Below are 21,139 nucleotides of genomic sequence, written 5' to 3'. Positions count from 1 at the left end.
GTCAAAAAAATAGACATAGGCCTTTTCTTAATAAAAAAACTCCATGTGAATAGTGGATTCACATGGAGTAAAAGTTGGATTTGGATATCAATAATAAAGTGGAATATTAAACGTTTGTTGGTTGTTTTACATATGGATTTGTAAGGTCCATACCTTCTAAGGAAAGACCCATCGCTTTAGCGACACCTTCACCATATGCTGGGTCAGCTAGATAGCAGTGAAGGATGTGACGGCGTTTGATGAATTCTTCAACAGAAGCCATATCGTTCGCGGTATTTTCAAATAAGCGTTGCTGCTCTTCCGAAGTCAATAGACGGAATAGTTTACCTGGTTGTTCAAAGTAATTATTATCGTCTTCACGGAAATCATGAATACCTGCATGACCATCAATACGTAATTCAGGCTCTTTATGGTCTAAATTATGCTCCCACTCACCATAGCTATTTGGTTCATAGCTTAATGTCGAACCAAGATTGCCATCAAAGCGCATTGCTCCATCTCGGTGGAAAGTACGGAATGGACATTTTGGTGCGTTGACAGGAAGCATATAGTGGTTTACACCAAGACGATAGCGTTGGGCATCCGCATATGCAAAGATACGACCTTGTAACATTTTATCTGGTGAGAAGCTGATGCCAGGAACAATGTTAGATGGTGCGAATGCAGCTTGTTCAACTTCTGCAAAGTAGTTGTCTGGATTTTTGTTTAACTCGAATTCACCTACAGGAATTAATGGGAAGTCTTTTTTATACCATACCTTTGTTAAATCAAATGGGTTGTATGGTAGCTCACGAGCTTGTTCCTCTGTCATTACCTGAATGTACATTTTCCATTTAGGGAAATCGCCTTTTTCAATTGCTTCATATAAATCACGTTGTGAAGATTCGCGGTCTTGACCAATAATCTCATTAGCCTCGGCACCAGTTAAGTTCTTAATGCCTTGCTCTGTACGGAAGTGGAATTTAACCCAAACACGTTCATTATTAGCATTGATAAAGCTATACGTATGAGAACCAAATCCGTGCATATTACGGTAACCAGCTGGAATACCACGGTCAGACATAACAATTGTCACTTGGTGAAGTGCTTCAGGTAATGAAGTCCAGAAATCCCAGTTAGAGTTGGCATTTTTCATATTTGTACGTGGGTCCCGTTTTACCACATGGTTTAAATCTGTAAAGTGTAACGGGTCACGGAAGAAGAATACAGGTGTATTGTTCCCTACTAAATCCCAGTTTCCATCTTCTGTATAGAATTTAAGGGCGAAGCCACGAATATCTCGCTCTGCATCTGCTGCACCACGCTCACCCGCTACTGTAGAGAAACGTGCGAACATTTCAGTTTTCTTGCCGATCTCTGAGAAGATTTTCGCTTTAGTATATTGTGAAATATCATGCGTTACAGTAAAAGTACCAAATGCACCTGAGCCCTTTGCGTGCATACGACGTTCTGGAATTACTTCACGGTTGAAATTTGCTAGTTTTTCAACTAACCATACATCTTGAAGTAAAAGAGGGCCACGTGGACCTGCTGACATAGAGTCATGGTTACTTACTACTGGAGCACCACCTGCTGTTGTAAAGCGACGGCTACGATCATTTGCGTTTGTCATATTAGTTTACCTCCTGAAAAAAATGTGAGTCAAACTCTTCGTCTATAACTATAACAAATATAAAATAGAATTGCTAGTACATTATAATAATTATCGTTAAAGAATTTTTCTATTTAAGTATAAACTATAAATATATKCGCTAGACATAGGGTTTATACATAGTTTTTAACTTAAATTTATTTTATTTAATCTCAATTTTATAGATAATTGTCATATTAAGATCAAGATAATCACATCATGATAAAATCTTTATTGAACATAAAATCAACTAATTGAAAATTAATCTTTTAATTTTTTCTATATCGGTTAGGCGTAATACCAATTTGTTGCTTAAATAATTTTATGAAATAATTTGGGTCATCAAAACCGTTTAAATGAGCAATTTCGCTAATAGCAAAATCTGTTTCTCGCAGCATTTTTGTGGCATGATGAATTCTTACTTGCTGTAAATAGCGCTTAAATGGCAAGCCTTGTTTTCTTGAGAAAATTGTACTTAAATAATTGGGGCTTATTCCAAGTTTATGAGCGACAAAGGGAAGAGACAGTGCGCTATCTTTAAATTGTTGATCAATTATTTCTATAGCTAGTTCAACATAATCAGCTCGTTTCTCTATGCGAGCTTCCCTTGCTAACTCAATTAATGTCTGCGTGAAAGAAATAATCCCATTGAGTATCGTATAAAATATAGGATGCTCAATGATTAAATGAAATAGCTGACGGTAGTGTTGTTCGATAACCGCTTTTTCATGTAATTTATATTTCAGCATAAAGCGTCTAATTTGTGCTAAGACACTCGTCAAATGAATGCGTAAATCGTCTTGCTCATAATATATGCCTTCATTAGAAAGCCGATATAAAAATGTTTTAACGGCCTCTAGGTTTCCATCTTCCAAACTACTTATTAGTAATTGTTGCTCTTCTGGTGTCAATAAGGGATCAAAGGGCTGAGTTTCATATTGTTTGCTCGCATAAAAAATATGGCCAAAGCCCTCATAAAAACTTTGATGTAGTGCACGCTTTGTTAATGTATACATAGTTTTAATGGTTGTAGGTGTTCCATCATATATGCCGATATTTAAAGAACTATTACTAATCAAACGCCATTCCTTCATAAGTGTACGTACATCTTTTTCCACAATCCTTATATCATTTGTTTGAAAAAGACATACGATTCTATTAGATAGAGGATAGGTTTTCATATGAAAGTGAATCGGTGTTTGTTGAAGCCAATTGTAAAGCTTATTGAAGGTTTCAGTATGCTCGGGTTCAATCATTGTGAAATGTAATGTTGTCTCAATTGAACTTGATTTATTATCTAAAAATAATTGATTATAAAAGGAATCGTTTGTAGTCTCTTGAGCATCTTCTGTAATCTGTGGTGTGCGAAGAGAAATGGTTGTGAGTTTTTTCTTTAATAGCTCTAAATCAATAGGCTTCACAAAAAGATGAGCAACTTGTAAATCAATTGCCTTCAAAGCATTTTTAAATAATGGCTCAGTTGTCATTGCTAAAATGGCACCAGAAAGCTTTTGTATATCGCGATAAAGAGCTGCTAAGCGATTATTAGGGAATATATCGATATTTAACAGTATGGCATCAGGTTCAAATTGTTTAATGCTATGAGACACCTCTGAAATACTTGTGCACATTTCAATAAAAACATCTCCAGGGAAATATGTATGTAAAAACCACTTTATTCCTGCTAGGTCGGTTGGATCGCGATCAATTAATAACAGCTTCATACCATCAGCCCTTCTTAAAATATTCTAGTTTCATATAAAAGTACGGTTATATTAATAAAAATAACATAGTAATCTGAAAAAAGTCTTGTTTTCTCTATTAAAATTCTCTATATTCTGAAAAAGGTAGTTAGTACAATGTAAATAGAGTAATTGATCATCAGCAGAAGCCAACTTTTGTTATGAAAACGCTTAAAAAGTTTGAGACTGATGTTTTCATATTACGAAAATATGAATGAAGATAATTTATTTACATAGCCATATAGGGAATAGGGGGATGTCATGTGAAGTCAATCATCGAGCTTGATGGCAATACATTATCAAGACAACAAATAGAGGAAATCGTGAAGGGGCAAGCAACAGTTGCGCTTGCTACAGAGAGTTTGGAACGTATTCGTTTAAGTAGAGAGCGTATCGAAAAGCGTTTAGCTGAAGGCCAAACAATTTATGGTGTGAATACAGGGTTTGGTAAACTCAGCAATATAAAAATTGAAGAAGAAGACATTGAGCTATTGCAGCTAAATTTATTACGATCAGATGCAACCGGTGTTGGTGAACCATTCCCAACAGATGTTGTACGTGCAATGATGGTGTTACGTGCCAATGCTTTGGCCAGAGGATTTTCTGGCATTCGTGAGGAAACTGTCCAACTATTGTTGAATCTTATTAATAAAGGTGTTCATCCAATTGTTCCGTCACAAGGTTCAGTAGGAGCAAGTGGTGATTTAGCGCCTTTATCACATTTGGCATTAGTGTTAGTGGGAGAAGGAAAGGCTGAGTTTAACGGAGAAATCATGAGTGGTAGTGACGCGCTAAAGCAAGCAGGATTAACCCCTGTTAGACTTCAAGCTAAAGAGGGGCTAGCATTAGTTAACGGTACACAAGCTATGACGGGTATAGGTGTATTAACGGTCAATGAAGCTGAACGAATCGGTCTTGCAGCGGATATGGCTGCTAGCTTAACACTGGAAGCTTTAAAGGGCATTACCTCGGCATTTGATCCAGCACTTTTAGCAGTAAGACCACATCCAGAGTTAGAACTAGTGGGCGGGCGTATTCGTAAGTGGCTCGATGGCAGTAAACGTGTGACAAAGCAGGGTGAAATTCGCATGCAGGATGCTTATTCACTACGTTGTATACCGCAAGTACATGGTGCTTCTTGGCAGTCATTTTTCTACGCACAGGACCGTGTTCAAACTGAAATGAATGCAACAACTGATAATCCAATCGTTTTAGAAAGCGGGGAGGTTTTATCGGGTGGGCATTTCCATGGACAGCCAATAGCCTTGGCAATGGACTTTTTGAAAATAGGTGTATGTGAGTGGGCCAATATTTCAGAACGACGTACAGAACGTATGGTAAACCCTCAACTTAATGAAGGGCTGCCACCGTTTCTAGCAACAAACCCTGGGATTGAATGTGGGCTTATGATTGCTCAATATACAGCAGCCTCTATTGTCTCAGAAAATAAAGTTTTAGCACATCCTTCGAGTGTGGATTCTATTCCTACATCAGGTAACCAAGAGGATCATGTAAGTATGGGAACAACTTCGGCACGTCAAGTACGTCAGATTGTTCACAACGCTGCTCGCGTTATAGCTATCGAATTGATTTGTGCATCACAGGCTATTCATTTAGACAAGGCAGAAGAGCAATTATCTCCTACTACAAGTAAATTCTTAAAGAAAGTGCGAGAATTTTGCCCACCATTATTAGCCGATCAACCAATTGGCGATGAAATTGAAGCATTGGCGAAATATTTACTATCAAGTAATGATTTAGTAAATGAGTATGTGTAAATTAGTTTAAATTTTGATATGAAAGAGCAAAGGCGTCGCTCGGTTTATACACCGAGTAGCCTCTGCTTTGAAAATATTTATATGTATTTAAGTCCGAATATTCAGTTATTAATAGCTTTAGACAGCAACATTCACATTTTTTTAATAGGAAAAGGAGCGTGTTTTTAATGGTATTTAAGACAGATATTCGTGCACCACGTGGAAATGAACTAACATGTAAGGGATGGACACAGGAAGCAGCAATGCGTATGTTAATGAACAATCTTGACCCAGAGGTAGCAGAGAATCCAGATGAACTGATAGTTTATGGGGGTATTGGTAAGGCTGCTCGTAACTGGGAAAGCTATGAACAAATCATTGCATCTTTGAAAGAATTAGAGAATGATGAGACTCTATTAATCCAATCTGGAAAGCCCGTAGCTGTATTCCGTACACATGAGCATTCCCCTCGAGTGTTGATTGCCAACTCAAACCTTGTACCAGCATGGGCAAATTGGGATCACTTTTATGAATTAGAAGAAAGAGACTTAATGATGTATGGCCAAATGACTGCTGGGAGTTGGATTTATATTGGTGCTCAAGGAATTTTACAAGGAACTTATCTGTCCTTTGTAGAAGCAGGCAAAAAGGTATTTGGCACTGCTGATTTACGTGGTAAATTCATCCTTACAGGTGGTATGGGCGGTATGAGTGGTGCACAGCCATTAGCAGGGAAAATGGCTGGGGCTGTAATCTTAGTTGTTGAAGTTGAACGTGCTCGCATTGAACGTAAAATCAAAGAAGGTTACTGTGATTATATTGTAGAAACTGTAGATGAAGCAATTGCATTAGTTAATAAATTACGTGACCAAAATGAGCCAGCATCCATTGGCCTTGTTGGTAACTGTGCTGATGTTAATCGTGAGTTGTTGAATCGTGGAATTATTCCAGATTTTGTGACAGACCAAACATCTGCACATGATCCGATTAATGGTTATGTACCTAATGGCATGACCTTTGAAGAAGCGCTAAAACTTCGCAAAGAGGATGTAAAAACATATGAGCGTAAAGCAAAAGAAACAATGGCAGAGCATGTTCGTACAATGCTAGAGTTCCAAGAGGCAGGCGCAGAAGTATTTGATTATGGGAATAACATTCGTGCCTATGCCAAAGAAATGGGTGTGACAAATGCCTTTGATTTCCCAGGCTTTGTACCAGCGTATATTCGTCCGTTATTCTGTGAAGGAAAGGGCCCATTCCGTTGGGCGGCGCTTTCAGGAAACCCTGAGGATATATATAAAACAGATGCACTGGCAAAAGAGATGTTTGCTGAAGATGAGGGTCTAGTCAATTGGATTGATATGGCACAAAAAATGGTGAAATGGCAAGGGCTACCTGCACGCATTTGCTGGTTGGGTTATGGTGATCGTCATCGTTTTGCATTAAAGGTCAATGAAATGGTTGCAAATGGTGAATTATCAGCACCAATTGTCTTTGGTCGCGATCACTTAGATTCAGGTTCTGTAGCATCACCAAATCGTGAAACAGAAGGAATGCTAGATGGTTCGGATGCGGTATCGGATTGGCCAATTTTAAATGCTCTTGTTAATACTGCGAGTGGTGCAAGCTGGGTAAGCGTACACCATGGTGGTGGTGTAGGAATGGGTTATTCACAGCATGCAGGTCAAGTCTTAGTAGCAGATGGATCAGAGCTTGCCGCTGAAAAAATTGCACGTGTATTGGTTTCAGACCCTGGAATGGGCGTTGCTCGTCATGCTGATGCAGGCTACGATATTGCTATCAATACAGCAAAAAACAAAGGTGTCCATATACCAATGTTAAAGGGTGATGTGAAGTGACCATTCTAATAAAAAATGCAAATGAAGTAATTACCTTGAAAAGTAATGTACAAGGACCACGTACAAAAGAACAAATGCAGGAAATTGCAGTAATAGAATATGGCAGTGTTCTAATTGAAGAAGAGCGTATTGTAGCAGTAGGAGCGTATGAGCAATTAGAAGCTGACTTCCCAGAATTAATAAAGAAGGCAGAAACGATTGATGCTACTGGTAAGATTGTTATGCCTGGCTTAGTGGATTGTCATACACATTTAGTGCATGGTGGAACACGCGAGCAAGAGTTTAATATGAGATTAAATGGTTCTACCTATATGGAAATCATGAATGCAGGCGGTGGCATTCATGCTACAACAAAGCATACACGAGAAACAAGCTTTGATGAATTATATGAAAAAACGATGCAGCATTTAGATGTATTTTTAAAGCATGGCGTAACAACAGTTGAAGCAAAATCAGGGTATGGCTTGGACTGGGAAACGGAAAAGAAACAGCTAGAGGTCGCAAAAGAATTACAAGCTGCACATCACATTGATGTCATTAGCACGTTTATGGGAGCCCATGCAGTTCCTCGTGATTATAAGGGGCGTGAGGATGAATTTGTGGATGTGGTGGTCCATGAGATGCTGCCAAAAGTAGCAGAACTAGAGTTGGCTGAATTTAATGATGTATTTTGTGAAAAAGGCGTCTTTACACCCGAACAATCCCGACGCATTTTAGAGGCTGGAAAAGCACTAGGCTTAACCCCAAAAATACATGCGGATGAAATCGAACCTTATCAAGGCGCCGAGCTGGCTGCGGAAGTAGAGGCCATTTCTGCGGAGCATTTGTTAGTTGCTTCTGATAAGGGAATTCGAAAAATGGCTGAAGCGGGTACAATTGCTGTATTGCTGCCAGGTACTGCATTCTTTCTACGTGCACCTTTTGCAAGAGGGCGTCTAATGATTGACGAGGGAGTGCCTGTGGCGATATCAACAGACTTTAACCCTGGGTCATCCCCAACAATGAGCCTACCCTTCATTATGAATTTAGCTTGCATGCATATGGGTATGACATTGGAGGAAGTATTAACGGCAACAACAATTAATGCAGCATATGCCCTAAATCGAGGCGAGCAAATTGGTTCCCTTGAAGCACATAAAAAAGCTGACGTACTTATCCTTGATGTTGCTAATTACAAGCAACTGCAATATTTCTACGGCATGAATCATACACATACAGTAATCAAAAATGGGCAAGTTGTTGTACAAAACGGAATTCTGCTGAAAGATCAATAATAATAATGGGCATAAATAAGGCGGAGTAGCTTTATTTATGCTTTTTTTATAAATTAGTTGCAAATGCTTTGATGAAAGATTATAATTCTAATAAATAGTAATTAACGAATTACAAATTACCTGAACCTTGTAATTATAGAAGGGGTTATACAATGACAAAATTTCGTACCGAAGAAGAAGTGCTTGCACATTATGATTCTTCAAAATATCAAACACCCGATGGATATACCGCAGATATTGCTATTTTTACAATTACCTCAGAGAAAACAGAGGAAAAAGCACCGCCAAACATGACGCTAAAGATTATGTTAATTAAGCGTGCTACTAGGGATGCTGAAGGAAATCCCAATATTGAAGGAGGAAAATGGGCACTTCCTGGGGGCTTTGTAGATGCAAATCAAAAAGAAACTGCCTTTATCGCAGCAAAGAGAGAATTAAAAGAAGAAACAAATGTAGAAGGTTTACATGTTCAACATTTTGGTGTTTATGATGAGATCGATCGAGATCCACGTGGTTGGATGATTTCAAATGCATTTTATGCCATTGTTCCTGAGACATATATTGAGCAACGTCAAGCGAATGATGATGCAGACGATGTAGAACTGTTTGATATAGAAAGTGTATTTACGCTTCCATTAGCTTTCGATCACCGAAAAATCATTTCCGATGCGTTGCATTTTATTAAAAGGGATATGATTCAGACAACTGTTGCTAAAAACTTTTTACCACAAGAGTTTACATTATCAGAATTGCAACGAGTACTTCTAACAGTTGGAGAAGATCCACGAATCTCTAACGATTCCGTATTCTTTACAAAAGCACCTAAATTACCATTTATCGAAAAAGCATTGGATGAAGAAGGAAAACCAAAGAAAACAAAAAGAAATTCGTTCCGGCCTTCCCAGCTCTATACATTTAATGATTTCGAAATGGTAGAGTCTATCTATCATTAGGAAAGATCCGTCTTTCCTGATTATTTTAAAGAAAGTAATTTGTAATTTAAGTATTACTAATTAAAAACTGGAGTGATGAAATGATGAAAAAGCGTGCATTAATTAATATTGATTATACAGTGGATTTCGTAGCGACGGATGGGGCTCTTACTTGCGGAGAGCCTGGGCAATTGCTCGAACGTGCAAATGTTGATTTAACAAAGGAGTTTATTAAGAGGGGGGATTTTACAGTATTTGCGATAGATCTTCATGAAAAGGGAGATATTTATCATCCAGAAACAAAGCTATTTCCACCTCATAATATTCGTCATACAGAAGGTAGAGAGTTATATGGTGCATTAAACTCATTATATGAAGAAAATAAAGACCAAGATTTCGTCTATTACATTGATAAAACGCGTTATTCTGCTTTTGCAGGAACAGATTTAGAATTGAAATTGCGTGAAAGAGGAATTGCTGAGCTGCATTTAATCGGCGTTTGTACAGATATTTGTGTTCTTCATACAGCAGTAGATGCTTATAATAAAGGGTTCGATATCGTCATTCATAAAAATGCTGTCGCCTCTTTTAATCAAGCTGGACATGAGTGGGCGTTAAATCATTTCGAGCATACTCTAGGTGCGACTATTATTTGACATGAATGGAGGGGAAAATATGAAATATGTAGATGATAGTTTCATGTTACACACGGACCTATACCAAATTAATATGGTTCAAACTTATTGGCAAGATGGTGTTCATCAACGTAAAGCTGTTTTCGAACTATATTTTAGAAAGCTTCCATTTGGCAATGGCTATGGAGTTTTCGCTGGATTGAAAAAAGTGATTGAGTTTATTAATAACTTTGGTTTCTCTCAAAGCGATATTCAATATTTACGAGAAGAGGGGAAGTATCCCGAGGAATTTCTTGAATACCTAAAAGAACTTAAATTTACAGGGACAATTAAGGGGATGAGAGAGGGAGAATTGGTCTTTGCAAACGAGCCTATCCTGCGAATTGAAGCACCATTAGCAGAGGCTCAATTAATTGAAACGCCGTTGTTAAATATCGTTAATTACCAAACCCTGATTGCGACAAAAGCTTCACGTATCAAACAAGTGACGGGTGAGGATGTTGTAATGGAATTTGGAACCCGCCGCGCACATGAATTTGATGCTGCTATTTGGGGAACTCGTGCTGCTTATATAGGTGGATTCTCTGCAACAAGCAATGTAAGAGCAGGAAAATTATTTGGTATTCCTGTGTCAGGAACACATGCCCATGCGATGATTCAAACCTATCGAGATGAATATACTGCGTTTAAAAAATACGCAGCAGCCCATAAAGACTGTGTTTTCCTAGTAGATACTTATGACACACTACGTTCTGGTGTTCCTAATGCTATCCGCGTAGCGAAGGAGCTAGGGAATCAAATTAATTTTATTGGTATCCGTTTAGACAGTGGAGATTTAGCCTATCTCTCAAAACAGGCAAGGAAAATGCTAGATGATGCAGGATTTACTGCAACTAAAATTATGGCTTCGAATGATTTGGATGAATATACAATTATGCATTTAAAGTCACAAGGGGCGCAAATTGATGCTTGGGGTATCGGAACTAAGCTGATTACAGCCTATGATCAAGCAGCTCTTGGAGGAGTATACAAATTAGTTTCGATAGAAAACGAAAGTGGAGAACTAGTTGATACCATTAAAATTTCAGCAAATCCTGAGAAAGTGACTACACCTGGACGTAAACGTGTTTACCGTATTATTAATGCGGAGAATGGTCATGCTGAAGGAGATTATATTGCGTTAGATAATGAAAACATACAGCAAGAAGAAAGATTGAAAATGTTCCACCCTATTCATACGTATATTAGTAAATTTGTTACAAATTTTACGGCGAAAGAGTTACATGAAAGTATTATAGAAAATGGAAATATTGTTTATGAGGAGCCAACTATTCAAGAAATACAAAAATATGTACAGGAAAACTTACATTTATTGTGGTGTGAGTATAAACGAACAATGAATCCTGAAGAATATCCAGTCGATTTAAGTCAAGTATGTTGGGACAATAAAATGGCAAGCATACAGGCAATAAAAGAAAAGGTTTCACAACGTATTTAAAAGTAACTGCTAGGAGGTAGATACGATGGCGAGAATAGGTATTTATGGTTCATCATTTGATCCCATTACCAATGTCCATCTTTGGACAGCAAGCACTGTAGCACATCGGTGTAAGTTAGATAAGGTTATTTTTTTGCCTTGTTCAAATAAACGCAAAGATAAAACCATCAAAACAGCTGATACACATCGTTGGAATATGCTTCAGTTAGCTATTGCTAAGGATGATCGTTTTATCGCAGATTCCTATGAGATGGATCAAGAAGGCTGGAATATCTACACATATGACACTATGAAATACTTTAGAGAGAAGAACCCAGAGGATGAGGTGCATTTTATTATGGGTGCTGATTTACTAGTGGATATTGGTGCAGGTTTATGGAAAAAGGGCGACGCATTAGTAGCGGAGAATAAATTTATTGTAATGGCACGACATGGCATTGATATGCTATCAACCATTAGTCGTTCTCCGATTTTAAGAAATAATGATGATGGAAGATTTCATCTTATAGATAAAGGGCTAGCGATGGAAATTAGCTCTACCTATATTCGAGAAGAATTCGCAATGGGAGGAGAACCGAGATACCTCTTGCCTACTGCTTGTTACAACTATATTAAAGAACATCATCTTTACCAAAAATAAAATAGTGAAGCTATCATTATAAGTGTGGATGACTACCACACTTATTTTAATTTTGAAAAGATGGTGAATTTTATCATATAGAGCTCAGGGTAAGCTATAATAAAAATAGTAATGAAGTACAATTTTTTGCTGTCAATTTTTAATAATGATTAATGTTAGAAAGGAATTCATGAATGTGCAGCTTACATTAACATTTCTTATTTTAGGAGCAACAATTTTCGCATTTGTGACCAATAAAATACGAGCAGATCTTGTAGCAATTGTGTCACTATTAGCATTTGTCATTATGGATATTTTGACGCCCGCGGAGGCATTAGCTGGTTTTTCAAACTCTGTAGTTTTAATGATTGCAGGGTTATTTGTCGTGGGTGCAGGGATTTTACGTACGGGCCTGGCAGGCATGGCGGGGCAACTATTACTAAAATGGTCAGGCAATAGTGAGCTGAAGTTATTTGTGCTACTGCTTATTATTGTAGGATCGGTTGGTGCATTTATGAGTAATACGGGTACTGTCGCCTTAATGATGCCAATCGTTGTAAGTATAGCAATAAGCATGAAAGTCAGCCCTTCTAAATTTCTACTACCACTCTCCTATGTAGCAAGTCTTTCTGGTCTGATGACACTGATTGCGTCCCCAACCAATTTAATTGTCAGTCAGTTATTGGTTGATCGAGGCTATAACAAACTTGGCTTTTTTGAAGTAACTCCTATTGGTATCGTGGGGATGATTGCTGGCATTTCCTATTTAGTACTTGTAAGAAATATTTTATTACCAAAGGATCAAAACCGTACACAGACCAATGAAGGCTATAAACTTTCGCCGAAAAAAATTATTAAACAATATGATTTAAATAATCGTCTATTTAAAATCTCCGTTCCTGAGGAGTCACCTATTATTGAAACATCGTTAGCGGAATTAAAACTACCAGCTAAGTATATGCTTTGTATGATGAAAATTCATCGGAAATCACAGGAGGGCATTAATTTACTACCGATGACTTATCAAGAAATGGCAGGACCAACTAGTGTCATTCATGCCAAGGATGAGTTATATGTTCAAGGAGAAATAGAGGATATTCGGCGTTTTGTTGAGGATTATCATCTTGAGATGCAAGGATTAGTTGAAGGAGAAGCCGATGAATTGGTATCGAAGCATCTGGGTATTGCAGAGGTATTGCTTACCCCAAATTCGAGCTTTATCAATGAAACGGTTAGTTCCCTTGGGTTCCGGGAAAAATACAATCTAAATATCATTGGTATTAATCGTAAGGGTGGTTACAAGCTTCAGGATATGGTGTCTCACAAATTAAAATTTGGAGACGCAATATTAGTACAGGGAGCATGGGATGAAATTCTTTTGTTAGCAAGAGAAACGCAAGATGTCGTGGTTGTAGGACAGCCGAAAGAACACGCAAGTGTGGCAGCAGCTACAGGCAAAGCTGGAATTGCGGGGGTTATTATGTTATTCATGATTATTTTGATGGCATTTGAAGTTTTCCCTGCTGTCATTTCTGTGATGATTGGCGCTGTACTTATGATTTTAACAGGCTGCTTGAGAAACATGGAAGATGCCTATAGCAATATGAATTTTGAAAGTATTGTGTTAGTGGCTGCGATGTTACCAATGGCGACAGCGTTAGAAAAAACAGGGGGCATGACCATTTTATCTGATGGTATTATTAATGCTTTAGGTGGTTTCGGACCATACGGTGTACTCATAGGAGTTTATATTTTGACAGCTATTTTCGGTCAATTTATTAGCAATACGGCAACTGCTGTATTGTTTGCACCCATTGCCATGAGTGCAGCCATTGCAATGGAGGTTAGTCCCACAACATTTATGATTGCAGTCGCAGTTGCAGCAAGTATGGCATTTGCTACGCCAATTGCTTCCCCTACGAATGCACTGGTAATGACGGCGGGGGGCTATAAATTTATGGATTTCGTAAGAATAGGGGTTCCGTTACAGCTTGTTATGTTTATTGTGATGATGATAGCCATCCCGTTCTTTTTCCCATTTTAAAAACTCGGTTTCTTTACCGAGTTTTTTGTTTTTTTAAAGATCTATTATTTTTTTGTAGGAAATTATGATAAAATTATTTTCTAGTTCATGGTCTAATATTGAACTAGCTTGTGAATAGATTTTATAGTTACTAATATAGGAAGTTTTACTTTGGTAATAAAAATAATAAAGTTTTTTATTAAAAAGTGTTGACCTTTTAAAAATAAGGGTGTAGTATTATACAAGTCGCCAGGGTGACACGCTAAAATAAAGCAAAACATGAACCTTGAAAACTGAACAAGCAAAACGTAATCAATAAAGTTTTAAGTAGCTAGTTTTGCTAGTGAACAAAACAAAAATTTTGGACATCAAACATGATGCCAGCAAAACAATTTGAGCTAATCAAATTTCTTTTATGGAGAGTTTGATCCTGGCTCAGGACGAACGCTGGCGGCGTGCCTAATACATGCAAGTCGAGCGAACAGAAAAGGAGCTTGCTCCTTTGACGTTAGCGGCGGACGGGTGAGTAACACGTGGGCAACCTACCCTATAGTTTGGGATAACTCCGGGAAACCGGGGCTAATACCGAATAATCTCTTTTGCTTCATGGTGAAAGACTGAAAGACGGTTTCGGCTGTCGCTATAGGATGGGCCCGCGGCGCATTAGCTAGTTGGTGAGGTAACGGCTCACCAAGGCGACGATGCGTAGCCGACCTGAGAGGGTGATCGGCCACACTGGGACTGAGACACGGCCCAGACTCCTACGGGAGGCAGCAGTAGGGAATCTTCCACAATGGGCGAAAGCCTGATGGAGCAACGCCGCGTGAGTGAAGAAGGTTTTCGGATCGTAAAACTCTGTTGTAAGGGAAGAACAAGTACAGTAGTAACTGGCTGTACCTTGACGGTACCTTATTAGAAAGCCACGGCTAACTACGTGCCAGCAGCCGCGGTAATACGTAGGTGGCAAGCGTTGTCCGGAATTATTGGGCGTAAAGCGCGCGCAGGCGGTCCTTTAAGTCTGATGTGAAAGCCCACGGCTCAACCGTGGAGGGTCATTGGAAACTGGGGGACTTGAGTGCAGAAGAGGAAAGTGGAATTCCAAGTGTAGCGGTGAAATGCGTAGAGATTTGGAGGAACACCAGTGGCGAAGGCGACTTTCTGGTCTGTAACTGACGCTGAGGCGCGAAAGCGTGGGGAGCAAACAGGATTAGATACCCTGGTAGTCCACGCCGTAAACGATGAGTGCTAAGTGTTAGGGGGTTTCCGCCCCTTAGTGCTGCAGCTAACGCATTAAGCACTCCGCCTGGGGAGTACGGTCGCAAGACTGAAACTCAAAGGAATTGACGGGGGCCCGCACAAGCGGTGGAGCATGTGGTTTAATTCGAAGCAACGCGAAGAACCTTACCAGGTCTTGACATCCCGTTGACCACTGTAGAGATATAGTTTCCCCTTCGGGGGCAACGGTGACAGGTGGTGCATGGTTGTCGTCAGCTCGTGTCGTGAGATGTTGGGTTAAGTCCCGCAACGAGCGCAACCCTTGATCTTAGTTGCCATCATTTAGTTGGGCACTCTAAGGTGACTGCCGGTGACAAACCGGAGGAAGGTGGGGATGACGTCAAATCATCATGCCCCTTATGACCTGGGCTACACACGTGCTACAATGGACGATACAAACGGTTGCCAACTCGCGAGAGGGAGCTAATCCGATAAAGTCGTTCTCAGTTCGGATTGTAGGCTGCAACTCGCCTACATGAAGCCGGAATCGCTAGTAATCGCGGATCAGCATGCCGCGGTGAATACGTTCCCGGGCCTTGTACACACCGCCCGTCACACCACGAGAGTTTGTAACACCCGAAGTCGGTGAGGTAACCTTTTGGAGCCAGCCGCCGAAGGTGGGATAGATGATTGGGGTGAAGTCGTAACAAGGTAGCCGTATCGGAAGGTGCGGCTGGATCACCTCCTTTCTAAGGATTATTTCGGAATACAAACCTTGGGTTTGTAAGATTACGTTTTGCGTTCAGTTTTGAAGGTTCATTCTATCTGAATGAAACACTTCAAAACTTGTTCTTTGAAAACTGGATAAAACGACATTGAAATTGTAACAAACACATTTATTTTTTAAGTTTTTTATAGGCTTAATAACTTGGTTAAGTTATTAAGGGCGCACGGCGAATGCCTTGGCACTAGGAGCCGAAGAAGGACGGCACTAACACCGATATGCTTCGGGGAGCTGTAAGTGAGCTTTGATCCGGAGATTTCCGAATGGGGGAACCCACTACGTTTAATCGCGTAGTATCTTGACGTGAATACATAGCGTCTTGAAGGCAGACCCAGGGAACTGAAACATCTAAGTACCTGGAGGAAGAGAAAGAAAAATCGATTCCCTGAGTAGCGGCGAGCGAAACGGGAAGAGCCCAAACCAAGAGGCTTGCCTCTTGGGGTTGTAGGACACTCTATACGGAGTTACAAAAGAGCGAGTTAGATGAAGCGACTTGGAAAGGTCCGCCAGWGMAGGTAAAAGSCCTGKMGTSGAMWGTKWGWTHTVTMMWGRGTGGAWCCWGAGTACGGCGGAAMAVGKGAAATTCCGTCGGAATCCGGGAGGACCATCTCCCAAGGCTAAATACTACCTAGTGACCGATAGTGAACCAGTACCGTGAGGGAAAGGTGAAAAGCACCCCGGAAGGGGAGTGAAAGAGATCCTGAAACCGTGTGCCTACAAGTAGTTAGAGCCCGTTAATGGGTGATAGCGTGCCTTTTGTAGAATGAACCGGCGAGTTACGATTACGTGCAAGGTTAAGCTTTAGAAGGCGGAGCCGCAGCGAAAGCGAGTCTGAATAGGGCGAAATAGTACGTGGTCGTAGACCCGAAACCAGGTGATCTACCCATGTCCAGGGTGAAGGTGAGGTAACACTTACTGGAGGCCCGAACCCACGCACGTTGAAAAGTGCGGGGATGAGGTGTGGGTAGCGGAGAAATTCCAATCGAACTTGGAGATAGCTGGTTCTCTCCGAAATAGCTTTAGGGCTAGCCTCGTGATGAGAATACTGGAGGTAGAGCACTGTTTGGACTAGGGGGCCATCCCGGTTTACCGAATTCAGACAAACTCCGAATGCCAGATATTTATACACGGGAGTCAGACTGCGAGTGATAAGATCCGTAGTCAAAAGGGAAACAGCCCAGACCACCAGCTAAGGTCCCAAAGTAATCGTTAAGTGGAAAAGGATGTGGCGTTGCACAGACAACCAGGATGTTGGCTTAGAAGCAGCCATCATTTAAAGAGTGCGTAATAGCTCACTGGTCGAGTGACGCTGCGCCGAAAATGTATCGGGGCTAAACGATTCACCGAAGCTGTGGATTGACATCTACGATGTCAGTGGTAGGAGAGCGTTCTAAGTGCGTTGAAGTCAGATCGGAAGGACTGGTGGAGCGCTTAGAAGTGAGAATGCCGGTATGAGTAGCGAAAGACGGGTGAGAATCCCGTCCACCGTATGACTAAGGTTTCCTGAGGAAGGCTCGTCCGCTCAGGGTTAGTCGGGACCTAAGCCGAGGCCGATAGGCGTAGGCGATGGACAACAGGTTGATATTCCTGTACCACCTCCTCACCGTTTGAGAAATGGGGGGACGCAGTAGGATAGGGTAAGCGCGCCGTTGGTTGTGCGCGTCCAAGCAGTAAGGCGTGTGTGTAGGCAAATCCGCACACTGTAACGTTGAGCTGTGATGGCGAGTCCGTATGGACGAAGTTCCTGATTTCACACTGCCAAGAAAAGCCTCTATCGAGGTGAGAGGTGCCCGTACCGCAAACCGACACAGGTAGTCGAGGAGAGAATCCTAAGGTGTGCGAGAGAACTCTCGTTAAGGAACTCGGCAAAATGACCCCGTAACTTCGGGAGAAGGGGTGCTCTTGAGCGTGCAAGCGCATGAGAGCCGCAGTGAATAGGCCCAGGCGACTGTTTAGCAAAAACACAGGTCTCTGCAAAACCGTAAGGTGACGTATAGGGGCTGACGCCTGCCCGGTGCTGGAAGGTTAAGAGGAGTGGTTAGCGCAAGCGAAGCTGCGAATTGAAGCCCCAGTAAACGGCGGCCGTAACTATAACGGTCCTAAGGTAGCGAAATTCCTTGTCGGGTAAGTTCCGACCCGCACGAAAGGCGTAACGATCTGGGCACTGTCTCAACGAGAGACTCGGTGAAATTATAGTACCTGTGAAGATGCAGGTTACCCGCGACAGGACGGAAAGACCCCGTGGAGCTTTACTGTAGCCTGATATTGAATTTTGGTACAACTTGTACAGGATAGGTAGGAGCCAGAGATCTCGGAGCGCCAGCTTCGAAGGAGGCGTCGGTGGGATACTACCCTGGTTGTATTGAAATTCTAACCCATGCCCCTTAGCGGGGCAGGAGACAGTGTCAGGCGGACAGTTTGACTGGGGCGGTCGCCTCCTAAAAGGTAACGGAGGCGCCCAAAGGTTCCCTCAGAATGGTTGGAAATCATTCGTAGAGTGTAAAGGCACAAGGGAGCTTGACTGCGAGACCTACAAGTCGAGCAGGGTCGAAAGACGGGCTTAGTGATCCGGTGGTTCCGCATGGAAGGGCCATCGCTCAACGGATAAAAGCTACCCCGGGGATAACAGGCTTATCTCCCCCAAGAGTCCACATCGACGGGGAGGTTTGGCACCTCGATGTCGGCTCATCGCATCCTGGGGCTGTAGTCGGTCCCAAGGGTTGGGCTGTTCGCCCATTAAAGCGGTACGCGAGCTGGGTTCAGAACGTCGTGAGACAGTTCGGTCCCTATCCGTCGTGGGCGTAGGAAATTTGAGAGGAGCTGTCCTTAGTACGAGAGGACCGGGATGGACACACCGCTGGTGTACCAGTTGTCTTGCCAAAGGCATCGCTGGGTAGCTATGTGTGGACGGGATAAGTGCTGAAAGCATCTAAGCATGAAGCCCCCCTCAAGATGAGATTTCCCATTACGCAAGTAAGTAAGATCCCTCAAAGACGATGAGGTAGATAGGTTCGAGGTGGAAGTGTGGTGACACATGGAGCTGACGAATACTAATCGATCGAGGACTTAACCAAAAAAGTTTGAAACATTCAATGTATCGTTTATCTAGTTTTGAAAGAATAAGTCTTTCAGCTGAATAAGTGAAGTGATGATGGCAAAGAGGTCACACCCGTTCCCATACCGAACACGGAAGTTAAGCTCTTTAGCGCCGATGGTAGTTGGGGGCTTCCCCCTGTGAGAGTAGGACGTCGCTTCGCTTATTTTTTGTGGAGGATTAGCTCAGCTGGGAGAGCACCTGCCTTACAAGCAGGGGGTCGGCGGTTCGAGCCCGTCATCCTCCACCATTTTGGTCCCGTGGTGTAGCGGTTAACATGCCTGCCTGTCACGCAGGAGATCGCCGGTTCGATCCCGGTCGGGACCGCCATTATTATTGCCGGTGTAGCTCAGTTGGTAGAGCAACTGACTTGTAATCAGTAGGTCGTGGGTTCGACTCCTATCGCCGGCACCATTCCCTTGGAGGGGTAGCGAAGTGGCTAAACGCGGCGGACTGTAAATCCGCTCCTTAGGGTTCGGCGGTTCGAATCCGTCCCCCTCCACCATTTTAGGGGCATAGTTCAACGGTAGAATAGAGGTCTCCAAAACCTTTGGTGTGGGTTCGATTCCTACTGCCCCTGCCAGGTATTGAGGTACTCGTTCATAATACAGCTAATATAATCTATATAGTGGCGATTGTGGCGAAGTGGTTAACGCATCGGATTGTGGTTCCGACATTCGTGGGTTCGATTCCCATCAGTCGCCCCATTTTAAAATTGGGGTATAGCCAAGCGGTAAGGCAACGGATTTTGATTCCGTCATGCCTAGGTTCGAATCCTAGTACCCCAGCCATTTTTAATTTCACGAGCCATTAGCTCAGTTGGTAGAGCATCTGACTTTTAATCAGAGGGTCGAAGGTTCGAGTCCTTCATGGCTCATCATTTTTTAATTAACATGCGCCCGTAGCTCAATTGGATAGAGCGTCTGACTACGGATCAGAAGGTTATGGGTTCGACTCCTGTCGGGCGCGCCAATAAAATCATGTTTACGGAATGTAGCTCAGCTTGGTAGAGCACTTGGTTTGGGACCAAGGGGTCGTAGGTTCGAATCCTGTCATTCCGACCATCTTTCATGATAAATGGGGCCTTAGCTCAGCTGGGAGAGCGCCTGCCTTGCACGCAGGAGGTCAGCGGTTCGATCCCGCTAGGCTCCACCATTGTAATATTTTTGGAGGTATACCCAAGTCTGGCTGAAGGGATCGGTCTTGAAAACCGACAGGCGGGTAACACCGCGCGGGGGTTCGAATCCCTCTACCTCCTCCATTTTTCGGGTCAGTAGCTCAGTTGGTAGAGCATTAGATTGAAGCTCTAAGTGTCGGCGGTTCGATTCCGTCCTGACCCACCATTATTGCGGGTGTAGTTTAATGGTAAAACCTCAGCCTTCCAAGCTGATGTCGTGAGTTCGATTCTCATCACCCGCTCCAAAATGGGCCTATAGCTCAGCTGGTTAGAGCGCACGCCTGATAAGCGTGAGGTCGATGGTTCGAGTCCATTTAGGCCCATATTATTCCGAAGTAGCTCAGTTGGTAGTAGCACCTGACTGTTAATCAGGTTGTCGCAGGTTCGAGTCCTGCCTTCGGAGCCACGGCCCGTTGGTCAAGTGGTTAAGACACCGCCCTTTCACGGCGGTAACACGGGTTCGAATCCCGTACGGGTCATCAAGCATGTAGCACAGATGTGTGTTACATGCTTTTTTCTATTCTCCTGTTCTTTAAACGATAAAAGATAATGCAATAGCAGAAAAAGACCTATTTGCAAGGTGAGGGACTGAATTTAATTCCCCTAGCATCTTACTATGGGCATCCTATAAGCCGTTTCACTTACCACGTACACTTCCATGGTCAATACTTTTGTGAAGGCTGCTTGACGACTTCTCTAGTATAGCGATACAGGCGAAATCCTGGCCAGAGAATTTGTGAAACTGGTTCTGCTCTATGCGAAAGCGAAGCAACAGCAGCAAGTAAGTAGCCCAGAACGTATAGCTTTTTCACCATTTACAAAAATTCTATTGATTTCTTTGTTCTACAACCCCCTGAAAAAGGCTACATGACTACTGTAGCCTTTTTATAATAATTAAAA

General features: G+C 42.0%; 10 protein-coding genes, 17 tRNA genes and 3 rRNA genes. 28 read left to right on the top strand and 2 right to left on the bottom strand.

Annotation, left to right across the window (positions count from 1 at the left end; all coding sequences use genetic code 11):
• Positions 1–106: 106 nt before the first annotated feature.
• Both ACHZEU_RS12410 and ACHZEU_RS12405 read right to left on the bottom strand, forming a co-directional pair.
• Positions 107–1,612, bottom strand: a complete 1,506-nt coding sequence (locus ACHZEU_RS12410) for a catalase (protein WP_048390717.1) — start codon at positions 1,610–1,612, stop codon at positions 107–109.
• A gap of 287 nt (positions 1,613–1,899) precedes the next feature.
• Complete coding sequence (locus tag ACHZEU_RS12405) at positions 1,900–3,354, bottom strand: response regulator transcription factor (protein ID WP_054548936.1); 1,455 nt, start codon at positions 3,352–3,354, stop codon at positions 1,900–1,902.
• A 281-nt stretch (positions 3,355–3,635) separates the two neighbouring features.
• Here ACHZEU_RS12405 and hutH point away from each other — a divergent pair, with 281 nt between their 5' ends.
• From hutH to ACHZEU_RS12265, 28 genes are all read left to right on the top strand, one after another.
• The gene (gene hutH, locus ACHZEU_RS12400) at positions 3,636–5,150 is read left to right on the top strand and encodes a histidine ammonia-lyase (protein ID WP_048390715.1); all 1,515 of its coding nucleotides are present in this window, start codon (positions 3,636–3,638) and stop codon (positions 5,148–5,150) included.
• 167 nt (positions 5,151–5,317) lie between these two features.
• Positions 5,318–6,988 carry a urocanate hydratase gene (gene hutU / locus ACHZEU_RS12395; RefSeq protein ID WP_004233805.1) on the top strand — a complete coding sequence of 557 codons (1,671 nt, stop codon included), beginning with the start codon at positions 5,318–5,320 and terminating at the stop codon, positions 6,986–6,988.
• Positions 6,985–8,262 (top strand): imidazolonepropionase, encoded by a 1,278-nt coding sequence (gene hutI / locus ACHZEU_RS12390; RefSeq protein ID WP_048390714.1) that lies wholly within the window; start codon positions 6,985–6,987, stop codon positions 8,260–8,262. Before hutU ends, hutI begins: the two co-directional genes overlap by 4 nt.
• Before the next feature lie 152 nt (positions 8,263–8,414).
• Positions 8,415–9,215, top strand: coding sequence for an NUDIX domain-containing protein (locus ACHZEU_RS12385; protein WP_048390712.1), 801 nt, complete (start codon positions 8,415–8,417; stop codon positions 9,213–9,215).
• An 80-nt stretch (positions 9,216–9,295) separates the two neighbouring features.
• Positions 9,296–9,850: a cysteine hydrolase family protein gene (locus tag ACHZEU_RS12380; RefSeq protein ID WP_048390710.1), complete on the top strand. Its 555-nt coding sequence runs from the start codon at positions 9,296–9,298 to the stop codon at positions 9,848–9,850.
• Between the two features lie 19 nt (positions 9,851–9,869).
• A complete protein-coding gene (locus ACHZEU_RS12375) occupies positions 9,870–11,327 on the top strand; it encodes a nicotinate phosphoribosyltransferase (protein ID WP_048390708.1) in 1,458 nt (485 codons plus the stop codon).
• A gap of 25 nt (positions 11,328–11,352) precedes the next feature.
• Positions 11,353–11,967, top strand: coding sequence for a nicotinate-nucleotide adenylyltransferase (gene nadD, locus ACHZEU_RS12370; protein WP_048390705.1), 615 nt, complete (start codon positions 11,353–11,355; stop codon positions 11,965–11,967).
• Positions 11,968–12,136: 169 nt separating this feature from the next.
• Complete coding sequence (locus tag ACHZEU_RS12365) at positions 12,137–13,990, top strand: SLC13 family permease (protein ID WP_404804594.1); 1,854 nt, start codon at positions 12,137–12,139, stop codon at positions 13,988–13,990.
• 391 nt (positions 13,991–14,381) lie between these two features.
• A 16S ribosomal RNA gene (locus ACHZEU_RS12360) occupies positions 14,382–15,933 on the top strand.
• 181 nt (positions 15,934–16,114) lie between these two features.
• A 23S ribosomal RNA gene (locus tag ACHZEU_RS12355) occupies positions 16,115–19,042 on the top strand.
• Between the two features lie 67 nt (positions 19,043–19,109).
• Positions 19,110–19,225, top strand: a 5S ribosomal RNA gene (rrf, locus tag ACHZEU_RS12350).
• Together the 16S, 23S and 5S rRNA genes with 17 tRNA genes alongside form the textbook arrangement of a ribosomal RNA operon.
• Before the next feature lie 11 nt (positions 19,226–19,236).
• Positions 19,237–19,312, top strand: a tRNA-Val gene (locus ACHZEU_RS12345).
• A 4-nt stretch (positions 19,313–19,316) separates the two neighbouring features.
• Positions 19,317–19,392, top strand: a tRNA-Asp gene (locus ACHZEU_RS12340).
• A gap of 8 nt (positions 19,393–19,400) precedes the next feature.
• Positions 19,401–19,476 (top strand) — tRNA-Thr (locus tag ACHZEU_RS12335).
• 7 nt (positions 19,477–19,483) lie between these two features.
• A tRNA-Tyr gene (locus tag ACHZEU_RS12330) sits at positions 19,484–19,567 on the top strand.
• 4 nt (positions 19,568–19,571) lie between these two features.
• Positions 19,572–19,645 (top strand) — tRNA-Trp (locus ACHZEU_RS12325).
• 48 nt (positions 19,646–19,693) lie between these two features.
• Positions 19,694–19,769 (top strand) — tRNA-His (locus tag ACHZEU_RS12320).
• A gap of 9 nt (positions 19,770–19,778) precedes the next feature.
• Positions 19,779–19,853 (top strand) — tRNA-Gln (locus ACHZEU_RS12315).
• Between the two features lie 13 nt (positions 19,854–19,866).
• A tRNA-Lys gene (locus ACHZEU_RS12310) sits at positions 19,867–19,939 on the top strand.
• A gap of 18 nt (positions 19,940–19,957) precedes the next feature.
• A tRNA-Arg gene (locus ACHZEU_RS12305) sits at positions 19,958–20,034 on the top strand.
• Between the two features lie 15 nt (positions 20,035–20,049).
• Positions 20,050–20,126 (top strand) — tRNA-Pro (locus tag ACHZEU_RS12300).
• Between the two features lie 15 nt (positions 20,127–20,141).
• Positions 20,142–20,217, top strand: a tRNA-Ala gene (locus ACHZEU_RS12295).
• A 13-nt stretch (positions 20,218–20,230) separates the two neighbouring features.
• Positions 20,231–20,323, top strand: a tRNA-Ser gene (locus ACHZEU_RS12290).
• Between the two features lie 6 nt (positions 20,324–20,329).
• Positions 20,330–20,405, top strand: a tRNA-Phe gene (locus tag ACHZEU_RS12285).
• A 5-nt stretch (positions 20,406–20,410) separates the two neighbouring features.
• A tRNA-Gly gene (locus ACHZEU_RS12280) sits at positions 20,411–20,484 on the top strand.
• Between the two features lie 4 nt (positions 20,485–20,488).
• A tRNA-Ile gene (locus ACHZEU_RS12275) sits at positions 20,489–20,562 on the top strand.
• Between the two features lie 6 nt (positions 20,563–20,568).
• Positions 20,569–20,645: transfer RNA gene (locus tag ACHZEU_RS12270), tRNA-Asn, on the top strand.
• Between the two features lies 1 nt (position 20,646).
• Positions 20,647–20,718, top strand: a tRNA-Glu gene (locus ACHZEU_RS12265).
• Positions 20,719–21,139 lie beyond the last annotated feature (421 nt).

Origin of the sequence: Lysinibacillus sp. S1 (assembly GCF_044986265.1) — a bacterium.
Lineage (GTDB): Bacteria > Bacillota > Bacilli > Bacillales_A > Planococcaceae > Lysinibacillus > Lysinibacillus capsici.
This window is presented reverse-complemented; position numbering and strand designations above follow the sequence as displayed.